Source organism: Microbacterium memoriense (genome assembly GCF_025398275.1).
GTDB lineage: Bacteria > Actinomycetota > Actinomycetes > Actinomycetales > Microbacteriaceae > Microbacterium > Microbacterium memoriense.
On sequence record NZ_JAODOR010000003.1, the window covers coordinates 207471 to 223053 of the forward strand.

12 protein-coding genes and 1 other RNA gene are annotated in these 15583 nt (G+C 68.0%); 7 read left to right on the forward strand and 6 right to left on the reverse strand.

Annotation, left to right across the window (positions count from 1 at the left end; all coding sequences use genetic code 11):
- The first annotated feature begins 32 nt into the window (after positions 1-32).
- The gene (locus N4R40_RS02650) at positions 33-1757 is read left to right on the forward strand and encodes a bifunctional 3'-5' exonuclease/DNA polymerase (protein ID WP_261605814.1); all 1725 of its coding nucleotides are present in this window, start codon (positions 33-35) and stop codon (positions 1755-1757) included.
- Here the strand turns inward: N4R40_RS02650 and N4R40_RS02655 are convergent, their stop codons facing one another.
- Positions 1758-3443 carry a DUF4012 domain-containing protein gene (locus tag N4R40_RS02655; protein ID WP_261605815.1) on the reverse strand — a complete coding sequence of 562 codons (1686 nt, stop codon included), beginning with the start codon at positions 3441-3443 and terminating at the stop codon, positions 1758-1760.
- A 49-nt stretch (positions 3444-3492) separates the two neighbouring features.
- Positions 3493-4176 (reverse strand): cell wall protein, encoded by a 684-nt coding sequence (locus tag N4R40_RS02660; RefSeq protein ID WP_261605816.1) that lies wholly within the window; start codon positions 4174-4176, stop codon positions 3493-3495.
- A 193-nt stretch (positions 4177-4369) separates the two neighbouring features.
- Here N4R40_RS02660 and rnpB point away from each other — a divergent pair.
- Positions 4370-4729: RNase P RNA component class A (rnpB, locus tag N4R40_RS02665), an RNA gene on the forward strand.
- A gap of 22 nt (positions 4730-4751) precedes the next feature.
- Here the strand turns inward: rnpB and ppgK are convergent.
- On the reverse strand, positions 4752-5543 hold the full coding sequence (ppgK, locus tag N4R40_RS02670; protein WP_261605817.1) for a polyphosphate--glucose phosphotransferase: 792 nt from the start codon (positions 5541-5543) through the stop codon (positions 4752-4754).
- A 97-nt stretch (positions 5544-5640) separates the two neighbouring features.
- Here ppgK and N4R40_RS02675 point away from each other — a divergent pair, with 97 nt between their 5' ends.
- Genes N4R40_RS02675 through N4R40_RS02685 form a run of 3 tightly spaced genes read left to right on the forward strand, consistent with a single transcriptional unit; the run spans position 5641 to position 10270 of the window.
- The gene (locus N4R40_RS02675) at positions 5641-5877 is read left to right on the forward strand and encodes an SPOR domain-containing protein (RefSeq protein WP_261605818.1); all 237 of its coding nucleotides are present in this window, start codon (positions 5641-5643) and stop codon (positions 5875-5877) included.
- A 50-nt stretch (positions 5878-5927) separates the two neighbouring features.
- The gene (gene glnA / locus N4R40_RS02680; RefSeq protein WP_261605819.1) at positions 5928-7265 is read left to right on the forward strand and encodes a type I glutamate--ammonia ligase; all 1338 of its coding nucleotides are present in this window, start codon (positions 5928-5930) and stop codon (positions 7263-7265) included.
- A 5-nt stretch (positions 7266-7270) separates the two neighbouring features.
- Complete coding sequence (locus N4R40_RS02685; RefSeq protein WP_261605820.1) at positions 7271-10270, forward strand: bifunctional [glutamine synthetase] adenylyltransferase/[glutamine synthetase]-adenylyl-L-tyrosine phosphorylase; 3000 nt, start codon at positions 7271-7273, stop codon at positions 10268-10270.
- Between the two features lie 185 nt (positions 10271-10455).
- On the opposite strand, the gene glnA (N4R40_RS02690) is transcribed toward N4R40_RS02685, so the two are convergent.
- Entirely contained in the window at positions 10456-11880 is a 1425-nt protein-coding gene (gene glnA / locus N4R40_RS02690) for a type I glutamate--ammonia ligase (protein ID WP_261605821.1), read from the reverse strand.
- Positions 11881-12058: 178 nt separating this feature from the next.
- Between glnA (N4R40_RS02690) and N4R40_RS02695 the strand changes: the two genes are divergently transcribed.
- On the forward strand, positions 12059-12412 hold the full coding sequence (locus N4R40_RS02695) for an RDD family protein (protein WP_261605836.1): 354 nt from the start codon (positions 12059-12061) through the stop codon (positions 12410-12412).
- A 17-nt stretch (positions 12413-12429) separates the two neighbouring features.
- Here the strand turns inward: N4R40_RS02695 and N4R40_RS02700 are convergent, their stop codons facing one another.
- Positions 12430-13140 (reverse strand): DUF4191 domain-containing protein, encoded by a 711-nt coding sequence (locus N4R40_RS02700; RefSeq protein ID WP_261605822.1) that lies wholly within the window; start codon positions 13138-13140, stop codon positions 12430-12432.
- A gap of 119 nt (positions 13141-13259) precedes the next feature.
- Between N4R40_RS02700 and N4R40_RS02705 the strand changes: the two genes are divergently transcribed.
- Positions 13260-14549 (forward strand): hypothetical protein, encoded by a 1290-nt coding sequence (locus tag N4R40_RS02705; protein ID WP_261605823.1) that lies wholly within the window; start codon positions 13260-13262, stop codon positions 14547-14549.
- Between the two features lie 15 nt (positions 14550-14564).
- Here N4R40_RS02705 and sucB read toward each other — a convergent pair.
- Positions 14565-15583: 2-oxoglutarate dehydrogenase, E2 component, dihydrolipoamide succinyltransferase (sucB, locus tag N4R40_RS02710; protein ID WP_261605824.1), on the reverse strand; the 1019-nt coding region annotated here is incomplete at its 5' end.

The following is a 15583-nucleotide window of genomic DNA, read 5'->3' on the forward strand; positions in this document are numbered from 1 at the left end:
AAGGCCGGACTCCACGCGAACGAGGCCGGGCGATGACCACGGCCGTGCGTGGGATCCTCGTCGCGCGCGATGGTGACGCCATCCTCGTTGCCGACGGCGACGAAGGCCCGGTCACCCGCCTGACGACCGCAGAGTGGCACCGCACGGTGCGCGACGCCGCGCCCGGCACCCGGTGGGTCTGGGACGATTCGCGGCGCTGGTACCCCGACCTGCTCGCGGCCAGCATCGAGGTGGCCCGGTGCCGCGACCTGCGCCTCTGTCACGTGATTCTGCAAGCGAGCACCCGGGTCGCCGATCCTCGCCCGCTCCGGGCGGCAACCGACTGGAATGTCGCGGAAGCGGGCGAGCTCGTTCCGATGCCGGATGCGACCGCGACTCTGTTCGATGTCGACGTCGATGAGGGTTCTGCTTTTGCCCGCGGAGTGCCGTCCGATCTGGCATCGGTGCGGGCCGAATATGCCCGGCAACAGCGGGCGGTCGCCGAATCTGCCGAACCCGACCGGCTGAGGCTGCTGTTGGCAGCCGAGTCCGTCGGTGCGCTCCTCGCGATCGAACTCCATGCCGCCGGTGTGCCGTGGAGTCGCGACGTGCACGAAAGAATCCTCGCCGAGCGACTCGGGACGCGGCCGGCGCACGGCGGATTGCCGTCGCGGGTCGAGGCTCTGGCAGCCGAGGTCCGTGCGGCTCTCGACGATCCCTCTGCGAGCCTCGATTCGCAGCCGAAGCTCTTGCGGGCGCTCCACCGGGTCGGCGTGATGGCGACGTCGACGAGCAAGTGGGAGCTCGAGAAGGTCGACCACCCCGTGATCGCGCCGTTGCTGGCGTACAAGAAGCTGACCCGCTTGCTCAGCGCCAACGGATGGGGATGGCTGGAGGAGTGGGCGCCCGATGGGCGGTTTCGTCCGGTCTACGTGCCGGGCGGCGTGATCACCGGCCGGTGGGCGTCCTCCGGCGGCGGAGCACTTCAGCTCCCCCGGGAACTGCGACCGGCTGTGCACGCCGACCCGGGGTGGGTGCTGATCGTCGCCGATGTCGCGCAACTCGAACCGCGGGTGCTGGCGGCGATGGCCCGCGACGAGTCGCTGGCCGCAGCCGCGCGGGGGACAGATCTCTACGAGGGGATCGTCGCCGGTGGGGTCGTGACCTCGCGCCCGGAGGCGAAGATCGCGGTCCTCGGTGCGATGTACGGTGCGACCACCGGTGACAGCGGCCGGCTTGTGCCCGCTTTGCGGCGCGCGTATCCGCGGGCGATGGGGCTCGTCGATGATGCCGCCCGCATCGGCGAGGACGGTGGCATCGTGACGACCTGGCTCGGCCGTTCGACGCCGCCGCCCACGCCGGAGTGGCACGAAGTGCAGTCGGCGGCCGGCGCACCCGAAGCGACCGAGGCCGATCGGACCCGCGCGCGCCGGTCGGCGCGAGACCGAGGTCGCTTCACCCGCAATTTCGTCGTCCAGGGCACCGCGGCCGAATGGGCCGCGGCGTGGCTCGCAGATCTGCGCGCACAGCTCGCCGCGTTGCCGGCGGTGGCCGATGCCGACGCGGCACCGGCATCCGGGAGTATCTTCGGCGTTCGCGCCCATCTCGCCTTCTTTCTGCACGACGAGATCATCGTGCACGTGCCGCGTGCACACGCCGAGGCCGCCGCCGATGCGGTGCGTTCCGCCGCCGATCGTGCGACGACTCTGCTGTTCGGCACCTTCCCGATCGACTTTCCGCTGGATCTGCGGATCACGGACGACGCGGCGAAGAGCTGATCAGGCGCACGGCGTCAGTACCGCCGGTGAGATCTCCGGGGCATTCAACAGGGGCGTCGTCAGAATCTGCGGCAGAGGCGCTCGCGCGTCGGCGGAGACGAATCGGAAATCGACGACGTTGACCTCGCCGGGGGAAAGATTCACCCGCACGAGACTCGTGGGGAATCCGTTGTCGTCGACGTCGACCGATACTTCCGGTACGCCGTCCTTCTGCACGCCGCCGAAGAACGTCCCTGGCGGGGCCGCGACCGAGATGCTCGTCCCGATGTCGTTGATCCCGGTGCCGTAGCGACCGTCACCCGTCATGGAGCCGGGCAGATCCGCATCCGCCGGAAGCGAGCTGCTCATCGTCACCCGGATGAGAGTGTCGGACCGTCCGTCCGTGCGGCAGGCCGAGACCTCTGACTCGATCGCCAGATGAAGGAAGGTGTCGAGCTTCCCCCCGGTCGCATCGTTGACGTAGACCGCGAAGCCACCCGGGCCGACCGCTGCGTGGCGGGCAGCGGGACCGGCCAGAGACGTGTCCGCGATCGCCGAGCGGATGCCCGCATCCGCACTCCACACCGACACGCTTCCGTCGGCGAGCGGTTCGACCAGGGCGCGCGCCCAGGTCAGGGGGTCGGCCTGCACGGTCGGCAGAGCCGCGATGACGGCCGACGTCACCGACTGGAGGAACGCCGTCTGTCCCTCCGAATCAAGCGTCATGTACGGATCGACCAGCAGTCGCTGGATGAGATTGTCGGCGTCGAGAGCAGATCCATCGGCGAGCGTGACCGGCCCGGTCACGCTCAGCAACGCCCGCATGACGAGCGGGTCGACCGAGACGATCGCATCGGGAGCGGGGTGCCCGAGGGCGGCCCACCACGCCGAGGCGAGACGCGCCGTGAGGTCGAAGTCGGTCGTCAGGGACGCATTCTGGACATACCTCCCGAGGATGTCGCCGTAGAGAGCCGCCGACGACGGTGCCGTCTCGACGTTCGGCATCGGGACGCCGTCGAAACTCGATGAGTCGGCTTGCGTCACCAGGCTCACCGAGCCGGCATCGACAGACAGCAGCGCGAACGATCCGGTGATCCCCCCGCCGGTGCGCGCTTCGGCCGAGTTTTGCATCATGACCAGGACGGAGCGCTCGCCTTCCCACCCCCACAGTTCGGGCAACACGGCCGCTGCGCCGGCCAGTGTCCGCAGGGTCGGCGCCGCGGCGGCGAGCTGGGTGTGAACCTGCCCCACCGCGTCGGCGATCTTCGGCTCGAGATCACTCGTCTGCACTCCGCCCATCGCGGCCTCGGCGTCGGCGAGTACGTGCGCGGTCGTGGCGAGCTTCGTGTGCAGGTCGGGGAGCTCGGAGGCGATGTCGGCCCCCGCCGACGCCGCGTCGACGAGGGGGAGAAGCGCCTGGCCGACGGCGGCAGCGTGCACGGCCAGGGTGCGGACGGCCGCGACGTCGTCGCCGATCCAGGGCAGCGCTTCGGCGACCGGCCACAGGGGATCCGATGCCGCAGCTCCCGCGGCATCGGCGTGTGCGACCAGGTCGCGTGCTCCCGCCACCACGGCGGCCGTGTCGCCGGCAGAAGCCCCGTCCACGAGGGCGTGGACCGATCCTTCGAGCCGCGCGAGCTCCACCGCCGAGACGACAACCCGCGAGGCGACCCAGCCGAACGCGACGGCGAGTCCCACGAGAAGCACGACGCAGGCCGTGATGACGGCGCGCGGCGCCCTGGATCGTGCGCGAGCCTCAGACACGGCCGCGGCGGCGCAGCGCGACGGCTGTGATGCCGAGAGCCAGCCCGGCGACACCGATCGCACCGGCCACCAGCAGCGTCTGCGGGGTGCCACCCGTCGCAGGTAGCCCCGCGGCGCTCAGCTGCGTTCGCGGCCCCGTGGCGCACTGGGGTGTGGCCGGCGGATAGGACACGGCGACGACGAGCGACGGGTTGACCTCGATGGTCGCCGTGATGTTGCCTCGCGTCCAGGCATAGTTTCCGGTCGTCTCGACCAGTTCGCCACCGCGAGTTTCCCACCCGGGCCAGCCGGTACCGCGGCCGTCGGCGCCGATCGTCGCGCCGGGCCACAGAATCCGGCCGGAGAGCGTGCCATCGGGTCGGAGTGTGCCGAGCGCGAGGGTGACGGTGTTGGACCCATCAGTCAGCACAAGACTGGCCGTGTTCCCGGTCGACCGCGCCTGCGGATCGAGCATCTGCACCCGATACGTCAGCCAGGGCACGTCCTGCGCGCATGCCGGGACGACCGTCGAACCGGACAGTGACGGCTCGATCGGCTTGTCGGGCGTGTAGTCGGGCGGCGCGGTCGGCGTGGGCTGCGCGCCCGTCACCTGCTCATCGCTCGCGTACGTCGCCGCCGCTCCACCGAACACCATCGCCCCGACGATGACCGTCACTGCAATCCATCGACCGTTCATCAGACCCCCCAAAAGTCCGACGCAGAACACTCCCGTGTTCTACGGTGCGAGCACCCCCGTGCTCTTCTACGAGAACACCCCCGTGTTCTCGCCCATGGACACCCCCGTGTCCACATCTGATGCTGACAGTAGTGCATGTACCCGCCCGGGACAATCACCTGGGTCGACGAGCACCGTAGACTCGACCTGCGAATGGGTCGGCTGGACGGTCGCGTTGCGGGTGAACCGCACCGAGGAACGTCCGGGCTCCACAGGGCAGGATGGTGGGTAACACCCACCCGGAGTGATCCGCGAGACAGTGCCACAGAGAGCAGACCGCCGGGGGAGACCCCGGTAAGGGTGAAAGGGTGGTGTAAGAGACCACCGGGACCGTGGTGACACGGTCCGCACGGTAAACCTCGTCCGGAGCAAGGTCAGACAGAGGATGTTGACGCGGCCCGCCGAGTCCTCGGGTAGACCGCTAGAGCGGCACGGCAACGTGTCGCCGAGAGAGATGACCGTCCACGGGGCTTCGGCCCCCGGACAGAACCCGGCGTACAGGCCGGCCCATTCGCCCTCTCAGACGGCGGCGCGGTTCACGCGTCGGCGGCCGGAACGGCTTCTGCGACGCGCACCGAGAGTGCTGCCGCGCCGATGATCCCCGCGTTGTTGCGGTGCACGGCGGGCACGATCGGGGTCTTGAGGTCCAAGAGCGGGAGGAACTGGTCGGCGTGCTTGGACACTCCGCCGCCGACGATGAACAGGTCCGGGCTCAACAGGAATTCGAGGTAGCTGTAGTACCACTGCAGGCGCTTCGCCCACTTCTCCCAGCTCAAACTCTCCCGCTCGACCGCGGAGTAGGCCGCCCACACCTCGGCATCGGACTCTTTGTTGGCGCGCTGGAGGTGGCCGAGTTCGGAGTTCGGAATGAGGATGCCGTTGTGCAGCATCGCGGTTCCGATCCCGGTGCCGAGGGTCGTGAGGATCGCCAGCCCGTCAACTCCACGCGCCGCGCCGTAGCGGACCTCCGCGACGCCGGCGACATCCGCGTCGTTCGCGAAGTGGATCTCACGTCCGAGTCCGTCCTCGAAGAATTTCTCAGCCTCGAACCCGATCCAGGTCTCGGCGACGTTCGCCGCCGAGAGCGTGCGTCCGTTCTTCACGATCGCCGGAAAGGCCACGCCGAGGGGAATGTCGGCATCCGTCACACCGAGCGTGTCCAGCACGATCCGGACCGCGGCGAGCACATCGTCCGGCTCCGCGCCTGCCGGGGTCGGCACCTTCACACGGTCGCTCAGGAGCGTCCCCGCGTTCAAGTCGACCAAGGCGCCCTTGATGCCGGTTCCACCGATGTCCACACCGACAGCCCGTGTCGCATTCGTCGTCATGCGTCCACCCTATCGAGGAGCGTGCGGACGCTTCGCAAGCCTAGGATCGAGCCAGAGCATGCTGACGCCAGGCGTGTGTTGCGAGAAAGGGCCGGAAATGTCCGACGAGAAGTACTGGTACAACCTCACGACGCACGCCGTCGAGCGCGGATTCGAGTCGCCGGCCATCGACCGCGCCGGCCCGTTCGACACGGAGGAAGAAGCCGCGAACGCGCCTGCCCTCCTCGCTGCCCGCTCCCGCGCCTGGTCCGAAGACGACGCTCGCGATGACGCATGGCGCGCCGACACCGACGCGGACGTGTCGGGCGAGACGTCGGGCGACACGGCCCGATAGTCTGGCATTCGGACCGGCTCCGCCTTCCGACCGGTTTCTGAGAGGACGCGATGGACAAGCAGAGGGACTTCGTACTGCGCACGATCGAGGAGCGCGGGGTGAAGTTCGTCCGTCTCTGGTTCACCGACGTGATCGGCACCCTGAAGTCGGTGGCGATCGCCCCGGCAGAAGTCGAGGGCGCGTTCACCGAGGGGATCGGCTTCGACGGCTCCGCGATCGAGGGATTGACCCGCTCGCACGAGTCGGATCTGCTGGCGCACCCGGACCCGACCACGTTCCAGACGTTGCCCTGGCGGGGCGAGATCGACCCGACCGCGCGGATGTTCTGCGATCTGACGACACCGGACGGGCAGCCTGCCGTCGCAGACCCGCGGCACGTCCTCAAGCGAACGCTGGCCAAGGCCGCCGACGCCGGGTTCACGTTCTACACGCACCCCGAGATCGAGTTCTACCTCTTGAAGTCCTCGGCCTACGGGCCGGACGGGCCCGAGCCGGTGGACTCGGCGGGCTACTTCGACAACGTGCCCGGTGGGACCGCGCACGACTTCCGTCGTCGCAGCGTGCGGATGCTCGAGGACCTCGGCATCTCGGTCGAATACAGCCACCATGAGGGCGGTCCCGGGCAGAACGAGATCGATCTGCGCTACGCGGACGCCCTCGCGACAGCCGACAACCTCATGACCTTCCGCACGGTGGTCAAGGAAGTGGCGATCGAGCAGGGCGTCTACGCGACGTTCATGCCGAAGCCGCTCAGCGGGAAGCCGGGCAGTGGCATGCACACGCACATGTCGCTGTTCGAAGGTGACCAGAACGCGTTCTATGAGGCGGGTGCGCAGTACCAGCTCTCCAAGACCGGGCGCCAGTTCATCGCGGGACTCCTCACCCACGCCAACGAGATCGCCGCGGTGACGAACCAGTTCGTCAACTCGTATAAGCGACTCTGGGGCGGTGACGAGGCTCCGAGCTTCATCACCTGGGGCCACAACAACCGTTCGGCTCTCGTGCGCGTCCCGATGTACAAGCCCACCAAGGGTCAATCCACGCGGGTCGAATACCGCGCGTTGGATTCTGCGGCCAACCCGTATCTGTCGTTCGCGCTCATGCTGGCCGCTGGCCTCAAGGGCATCGAAAAGGGCTACGAACTCCCGCCCGAGGCAGAGGACAACGTCTGGTCGCTGACGGACGCGGAGCGTCGTGCGCTCGGTTACGCCTCGTTGCCGGCGAGCTTGGACCACGCGCTGGAGTACATGGAAGAGTCCGAGCTCGTCGCCGAGACCCTCGGCGAGCAGGTCTTCAACTATGTGCTGCTCAACAAGCGTCGGGAATGGCAGGAGTACCGCGCACAGGTCACGCCTTTCGAGCTGAAGAGCAACCTGGAGATGCTCTAGAGCCCATGTCGACCGGCGCGCGTTCCTCGGCCCTGACCGGACTCGCCCGACTCGGCTTCGGTAACCTCGGCGACGCCGATCGGTTGCTGAGCGAGCTCGCCGAACTCACCGGTCGGCAACGGCCGGAGTTGTTGCTCTCGGCAGAGCTGGCGGCCGATCCGGACGGTGCGTTGGGGGCACTCGTGCGGATCGCGCGGCGAGACGCCGACGCGGTGCGTGACGCGCTCGCGAACGCAGCGGCAACGGTCTGGCGGCTGTTGGGCGCGTCGAGTGGATTCGCCGAGTTCTATCTGCGGCATCCACGCGAACTCGACGACCTCACGGGCGCCGGGGGAGGACTCCCGTCGACGCAGGAACTCCGCTCCGAACTTCTCGACGCTGTCGGTGCGGATGCAGAAGGATTCGCACAGACCGGCGACGAGAGCGCCTGGGTCGCGCTGCGCGTCCGTTACCGCCGGATGCTGGCGCGCATCGCCGCGTTCGACCTTTCCGTCCCGGATGCGGTGGATGTCCTCGCCCCGGTCGCTGCCGCACTGGCCGACGCGGCCGGCGCCGCGCTGGAGGCGTCGTTGTGCGTCGCCCGTACGCGGGTCGCCGGCGGGAGTGTGGGGGCCGGTCTTTTCCCGCACGCGCACGTGATGGGCACACAGCTCGCGATCATCGGAATGGGCAAGACCGGAGCGCGCGAGCTCAATTACGTCAGCGACGTCGACGTCATCTTCGTCGGGGGTGCGGACCAGAGCATCATCGAGGATGTCGGTGAGAGCCGGGCCATCGACATCGCCACTCGCCTCGCCGTCCAGACGATGCGGGGGATCTCGGGGATCGAGATCGAGCCGCCCCTGTGGGAAGTCGATGCGAATCTGCGGCCGGAAGGCAAACAGGGCGCCCTCGTGCGGAGCCTCGAGTCGCATTTGTCCTATTACGACCGATGGGCCAAGAGCTGGGAGTTCCAGGCCCTGTTGAAGGCCCGCCCGATCGCGGGTGATCGGGCGCTCGGCGACGCGTACGTGGCCGCGGTTCAGCCGAAGATCTGGATGAGCGCCGCCCGCGAGAACTTCGTCGACAGCGTCCAACGGATGCGTGAGCGTGTCACCGAGCACATCCCGCCGGCCGATGTGCCCTACCAGCTCAAGCTCGGACCGGGCGGAATCCGTGACATCGAGTTCACCGTGCAGCTCTTGCAACTCGTGCACGGCCTCGGAGACCCCAGCATCCATCAGCGCGGAACGCTCGACGCACTCGAAGCCCTGGTCGACGCGGGCTACATCGGACGCGCCGACGCCGCCGTGTTCGCCCGTGACTACCGGGTGCTCCGAGTGCTGGAACATCGGATGCAGCTTCGCGGGCTGCAGCGCACACACCTCATGCCCACGACGCCGGACGGCCTGCGCGTCCTCGCACGCGCGTCGGGACTCGCAGAGACCGGACCGGCCGTGTGGGAACTGTGGGAAGCGGTCAAGCGCGAGGTGCGTGAAGTCCACGTGCGGCTCTTCTACCGGCCGCTGTTGTCGGCGGTTGCGGCACTGCCCGCGGATGAACAGCAACTCTCGCAAGGACAGGCGGCCGATCGCCTTGCGGCCATCGGCTTCCGTGATCCGGCCGGTGCGCTCCGGCACATCGGCGCCATCACGGGGGGCCTGAGTCGCAAAGCCACCATCCAACGACACCTCATGCCGGTGATGATCCGCTGGTTCGCGGACGGCGTCGATCCGGACTACGGGCTGCTCGCGTACCGCCGCATCAGTGAACGCTTGGGCAACACCCCCTGGTTCCTGCGGATGCTGCGTGACTCCTCCGGGGCCGCAGAACGATTGACGCGCGTGCTCTCGGGCTCCCGCTATGTCGGGGAGCTGATGGAGTGGATTCCCGAGTCGGTCGCGTGGCTGGATTCCGATGAGCAGCTCCGCCCGCGGCGCGGAGTCCTGCTGCAGGAAGAGGCCCGCGCGATCCAGGCCCGCCATGAGACCGTGATCGATGCCATGCGGTCCGTGCGCGTGCTGCGGCGACGGGAGCTCCTCCGCCTGGGTCTTGCCGGGCTGCTCGGTACCGCAACGATTGAAGAGATCGCGGAGGGATTGACGACCGTCAGCGAGGTCACGATCCAGGCGACGCTGCGTGCCGTGCGCCGCGAGATCGTGCCTCCGGAGGACGCCGCGCTGGACTTCTCCGTCATCGCGATGGGGCGGTTCGGCGGCCGTGAACTCGGCTTCGGCTCCGATGCCGACATCCTTTACGTGTATGACGCCAACGGGATCGACCCACAGCGGGCGAACGCTCTCGCCCTGCAGATCGTCGCCGGATTACGCACTCATTCGGAAGACCACCGCGTTCCGTTCGATCTCGACGCTGATCTGCGTCCGGAGGGACGCACGGGCCCGATGGTGCGCTCGCTCGAATCGTATGCCGCGTACTACCGCCGCTGGTCTCTGTCGTGGGAAGCGCAAGCGCTCTTGCGCGCCCGCGGCGTCGCCGGCAGCGTCACACTCAATCGCGCGTTCATGGCCCTCGCCGACGAGGTGCGGTATCCCGCGAACGTCGATCCGAACGGACTCCGCGAGATCAAGCGGATCAAAGCGCGCGTCGAAAATGAGCGCCTGCCGCAGGGGGCCGATCGTGCGCGCCATCTGAAGCTCGGCCCGGGTGGGCTGAGTGATGTCGAATGGCTGGTCCAGCTGCTCCAGCATGCCCACGCGCATGACATTCCGACGCTGCGGACGACCTCGACCATCGGCGCGCTGAATGCGGCGCGGGATGCGGGGCTCGTGCCCGACGCGGCGGCGGACTACTTGGCTGAAGCCTGGCGCCTCGCCAGTCGGCTCCGTTCGGCCAACACGCTTCTGTCGGGCCAGACGAGCGATATCCTGCCGACCGACCGGGGCAAGCTCGACGGCATCGGCCGTCTCCTGGAGTACCCACCGCGCTCGGCGACTCGGGTCGAAGAGGAATGGATGCGGACCGCGCGCCGTGCGCGCCGCGCGTTCGAGAAGCTCTTCTACGGCTAAGCCCCGGCATCCACCACCCTCTTTGTGGCGCGGGGTCGCCCCGCACGATCTCCGCAGAATGTCCACTTCTCCGCACGTATACGGCGGATCTCTGCGGAGATCGCGACATTCTGCGCGCTTCGCTGCGCCCGCGCACGCGAAAAGCCCCGACATCCGAAAGTGGATGCCGGGGCTTCTCGGAGGCGTCAGACGCCGAAGTACAGCTCGAACTCGAACGGGTGCGGGCGCGCCGCGATCGGCTTGATCTCGTTCTCGATCTTGTATTCGATCCACGTCTCGATGAGCTCGGGGGTGAACACATTGCCGCGCGTCAGGAACTCGGAGTCGGCGCGCAGCGCCTCGAGCGAGTCCAGCAGCGAGTTCGGAACCTGCGGAATGTTCTTCGCCTCCTCGGGGGGAAGCTCGTACAGGTCCTTGTCGACCGGCTCGTGCGGCTCGATGCGGTTGATGATGCCATCGAGGCCGGCCATCAGCTGTGCCGCGAAGGCGAGATACGGGTTACCCGAGGCATCCGGAGCACGGAACTCGATGCGCTTCGCCTTCGGGTTCGACCCCGTGATCGGGATGCGGATGGCCGCCGAACGGTTTCCGGCCGAGTAGACCAGGTTGACGGGGGCCTCGTAGCCCTTGACCAGACGCTTGTAGGAGTTGATCGTCGGGTTGGTGAACGCGAGCACCGCGGGAGCGTGTGCCAGCAGACCGCCGATGTACCAGCGTGCGGTGTCGGAGAGTCCGCCATAGCCCTTCTCGTCGTAGAAGAGGGGCTTGCCGTCGAGCCACAGCGACTGGTGGGTGTGCATACCCGAGCCGTTGTCGCCGAACAGCGGCTTCGGCATGAAGGTCGCGACCTTGCCCCACTGCTCCGCGGTGTTCTTGATGATGTACTTGAACTTCAGGATGTCGTCCGCGGAGTGGACCATCGTGTCGAAGCGGTAGTTGATCTCCTGCTGGCCGCCGGTGCCCACCTCGTGGTGCGAGCGCTCGAGGATGAAGCCGGCCTCGATGAGCTTGAGCGTCATGTCATCGCGCAGGTCAGCGGTCTTGTCGACGGGGCTGACGGGGAAGTAGCCGCCCTTGTACGGGGTCTTGTTGGCGAGGTTTCCGCCTTCTTCCTCGCGGCCGGTGTTCCACGCGCCCTCTTCGGAGTCGACGCTGTAGAAGCTCGAGTTCTGCGTGACCGAGTAGCGCACGTCGTCGAAGATGTAGAACTCCGCCTCGGGGGCGAAGAATGCCGTGTCGGCGATGCCGGTGGAGGCGAGGTACTTCTCGGCCTTCTTGGCGACCTGACGCGGGTCCTTGTGGTAGATCTCACCGTTACGCGGGTTGTAGATGTCGAAGATCATGACCAGCGTTTTGGCTTCGCGGAACTGGTCGAGATAAGCGGTCGACACATCCGGGATCAGCTGCATGTCCGACTCGTGGATGTTCGCGAAGCCGCGAATCGACGAGCCGTCGAACAGCTGACCGACCGTGAAGAACTCCTCGTCGACGGTCGAGGCGGGAATGTTGAAGTGCTGCTGCACACCAGGGAGATCCGTGAAACGGATGTCGAGGAACTTGACGTCCTCGTCCTTGATGTACGCGAGCACCTCGGATGAATCTTTGAACATGGAGTCTCCAAGATCGGGTGTGGAACACGCCTGACGGAATCAGGCTCGCCTCGACCGTAGTCGGGGCCGGTTGCTCGGTAGTATCCCCAGTGTTTCAGACTTGTTACGAGGCCGCGGATAGGCTGGACGCGTGGCAACGGAACTCAGTGCGAACACGTATCCGGGTGAGCGTCTCGGGATGCCGGAGTTCGGGACCGGAAGTGTGGCGCGCCCCGGTCGCAGGCTTGCGGCTCTCGCGATCGACTGGGCGAGCGCCGTCCTGATCTCTATCGCGTTCTTCTCCTACGACTCGCTGGCCACGCTCGCGATCTTCGCGGTCGTCCAGATCGTTTTCCTCCCCACCCTGGGAGGGAGTCCGGGACACCGGCTCCTCGGTCTCCGCCTGGAGATGGTCGGTGGCGGATGGGTCGGACTGTGGCGCCCGATCGTGCGCACAGCGCTGCTGGTCCTGGTCATCCCCGCGGTGATTTGGGATCCTGACCAGCGCGGTCTTCACGACAAGGCTGTCGGCACCGTCCTCCGCCGCCGCTGAGGTCGAAAAGGTGGCGCTCAGCGCGGTCGCTGTGCGCGGGCCTTGGCCGGGTCGACACCCTTGGGGATCGGGAGCGACGTCACAGACTGTGACACCGAGTCGACGCGCTTGACGACGGCAGCCATCGTCGCGCGGTCCACAGATTTCGGAAGCGACTTGATGGTCGAGGAGAGTTTGGAGATGGCGACATCGCCCTCGCCGTGGCCGAGGTAGATGACGGTGATCGGCACACCGGAAGCGACGCGCTGGACTTTCATCTTCTCGTCGTTGACGAGTCGCGTGAGGCGCCCGCGGGCCCCCTCGGCGATGATGACGACGCCGCCGCGTCCGATCACGCGGTAGACGGCATCCTGAGTCTTCGGGTTGACACCCACGGGCATGTCCGAGGCGACCCACTTGCGTCCGAGGGACGTGGAGAGCACGTGACCTGCGCCGCCGGGAACGCCATCGAGCTTGCGATACATCGCGTGCGTCGACATCCGGGTCATGAGGATCATGGCACCCAGAAGGCCGAACATCACACCCGTCACGCCCCAGAGGATGACGCTCCACACGGCGACCGGCGGCACCAGGAAGCCGACCAGGACACCCGCGCCGATGCCGAGGAGCACGACGGCGATGAGCGCCCACGGCAACCACGCGTATTCGGCCTTCGTGAACGTGAAAAGGGAGCGGAGCTGAGAGAAGAAGCCCGGGCGCTTCTCGGGCGCGGTACTGCGGGATGACATGGTCACCAGCCTACCGCTGGGGCGCGTCGAACTCTTCACATTCGCCGACTCCCGCGCACTGTCCACAGATGCGCGCTGTGCACCTGGTGTGACCGGCGCGAGCGCGCACACTCGGAGCCATGACAGCATCGGATGCGCTCGTCCTGCCGGGGTCTCCCGTGCCTTTGCGTCGTCTGCGCGCCGATGAGGCGCCGTATCCGGGCGTGCTGTGCGCGGGGGAGCCGTCGGTCATCTGCGTCGACGATGACGACCTGCCCCCGGTGGTCTGGCGCATCGCGACGGTCGGCCATCTCCTGGCACCGCTCGACGCGGTGCGGACCGCCGACGGGGTCGCGGCGCTCCTGCCCGGGTGCCGTGGGCGTCTCCGCGGTGACGATGCGTCCACCCCGGGGCGCGCGGTCACCGTCGCGGTCAGCATCGTCCGCGCGGTTCGGGAAGCGGGACCCCTCGGCGAGGAAGCAGGCAGCTGGTGGGTGGATGCCGGTGGTCGCCCCGTGCTCGCACTCGGGGCCGGCGCCGGGTGGCGCGAGGAGGCGGTGGAGATCCTCTCCGACCTTGCGGACAGCGCATCGGGATCACTCAGCCGGGTGGCCGCAGAGATCGCCCTCGGCGTCGCGGATAGCGCAGCCGTGCGCCGGCACGCGGATGAGTGGGAAGACGCTCTGTTCGCCGCGGCGGAGCCAGAGCCCCTCGGCGACCTCCCGGTCGGGGAACATCCAGCGCTCGACACCGCGCCGCGCCGTGCCGCCACCGTGCGGCGCGAGGTGTCCACCCCACCAGCAGACTCGATGCTGGCGACCGCGATCGCGCGTCTTGTCGACGCCGATATCGCACGGCGCACCGCCGACGCGATCAGTGGAGCCTGGACGGGAACGATCGCCGCGCTGCGCCGCACGCGACCTCGGCGGGAATCGGGCGAGTCGGAGGGTCGACGACGTCGCCGCGGTCCGTTGCTCGCCGCTGTCGTGGTCATCGGCATCGTGATCACGCTCGGAGCGCTGTGGCCCGATGTGGATAGCCCTTCGGAAGAGGCATCGCCCGCACCCCGTGCGAGCGGATCGCCGGCGACACGTACAGCGCCGGAGAAAAGCACCCCCGCACTGCCGTCGGGAGAAGAGCTGTCTGCCGTGGAACGCGGAGCACGTGAGGCGTTGGCGCTGTTGGCGCAGTGCGTCGCCGGCGATCCGGAAGCGTGCGCGGCAGTGCGGGAGGACCCCGGACAACCTCTGCCTGACGGGCTCGTTGCGTCCGGCAACCCGCCGACGGACATCGCCATCCTCGATGAATACGGGGGCGTCGCGGTGGTCCGTGCTGACGCAGCGGGATTCGCCTCACAAGCCGTGGTGCTCGTCGAGACAGACGAAAGATGGCTGGTCCGCGACGTCTACGACCTCGCGGACCAGCCATGAATCTTCCCGGATCGGTCAGATACCCAGCTGCGGCTGGAAGTCCGCCGTCTCCAGGCGGGTCTTCACGGCGCCGAGGAAACGCGCGGCATCCGCGCCGTCGACGATGCGGTGATCGTACGACAGAGCGAGGTAGACGTACGAACGGATGCCGATCGCCTCCACGCCGTCGACCTTCACGACGCCCGGCTCCTTGACGACCGCACCGGTGCCCAGGATCGCCGACTGCGGCAAGAACACGACGGGAGTGTCGAACAGCGCACCGCGCGAACCCGTGTTGGTCACCGTGAAGGTGCCGCCGGCGAGCTCGTCGGGCTTGAGCTTGTTGTCGCGCGTCCGAGCCGCGAGGTCCGCGATCTCCTGCGAGATCTCGGCCAGCGACTTCGCACCGGCATCGCGAACGACCGGGGTGAGCAAGCCACGCTCGGTGTCGACGGCGATCGAGAGGTTCTCCGTCGCCGGGTAGACGATGTCCGTGCCATCGACCGTGGCGTTGACCACCGGGTACGCCCGGAGCGCCTCGGCTGCAGCCAGCACGAAGAACGGCAGGAACGACAGCTTTCCGCCCGTCTTGGCGACGAAATCACCCTGGACGGCAGTGCGGAACGACGCCACCTTGGTGACATCGACCTTCACGACGGTCGTCAGCTGAGCGGTCTGCTGCATCGACGCGACGGCCCGCTCCGCGAGCACCTTGCGCAGACGCGACATCGGCTGCGTCGTGCCACGCAACGGCGAGACCTCAACGGGCGCGGGTGCGCTGGGCGTGGCCGCGGGTGCTTCGGATGCCGGCGCTGCCTTCGCCGCCTCCGCAGCGGCGAGGACGTCTTCCTTGCGGATGCGCCCTCCTACACCGCTGCCGGTGACAGTGGCAAGGTCTACACCCTGCTGCTGCGCCAGGCGGCGCACGAGCGGGGTCACGTAGGTGGCCACATCGTCGTCAGCGGACAACGTCGGCATGGTCGGTGCCGGCGGCTCGGCGGGCGCCGCCGGTGCTGCGACCTCTGCCGCACGCGCGGCAGGGGCCTCGGCGGCGG

Bases quoted from the DNA above. Each gene is read 5' to 3' on its own strand.
- N4R40_RS02650 (WP_261605814.1), top strand. From the start codon at position 33: ATGACCACGGCCGTGCGTGGGATCCTCGTCGCGCGCGATGGTGACGCC.
- N4R40_RS02700 (WP_261605822.1), bottom strand. From the start codon at position 13,140: ATGTCATCCCGCAGTACCGCGCCCGAGAAGCGCCCGGGCTTCTTCTCT.
- N4R40_RS02660 (WP_261605816.1), bottom strand. From the start codon at position 4,176: ATGAACGGTCGATGGATTGCAGTGACGGTCATCGTCGGGGCGATGGTG.
- ppgK (WP_261605817.1), bottom strand. From the start codon at position 5,543: ATGACGACGAATGCGACACGGGCTGTCGGTGTGGACATCGGTGGAACC.
- glnA (WP_261605821.1), bottom strand. From the start codon at position 11,880: ATGTTCAAAGATTCATCCGAGGTGCTCGCGTACATCAAGGACGAGGAC.
- N4R40_RS02705 (WP_261605823.1), top strand. From the start codon at position 13,260: ATGACAGCATCGGATGCGCTCGTCCTGCCGGGGTCTCCCGTGCCTTTG.
- N4R40_RS02675 (WP_261605818.1), top strand. From the start codon at position 5,641: ATGTCCGACGAGAAGTACTGGTACAACCTCACGACGCACGCCGTCGAG.
- N4R40_RS02695 (WP_261605836.1), top strand. From the start codon at position 12,059: ATGCCGGAGTTCGGGACCGGAAGTGTGGCGCGCCCCGGTCGCAGGCTT.
- N4R40_RS02685 (WP_261605820.1), top strand. From the start codon at position 7,271: ATGTCGACCGGCGCGCGTTCCTCGGCCCTGACCGGACTCGCCCGACTC.
- glnA (WP_261605819.1), top strand. From the start codon at position 5,928: ATGGACAAGCAGAGGGACTTCGTACTGCGCACGATCGAGGAGCGCGGG.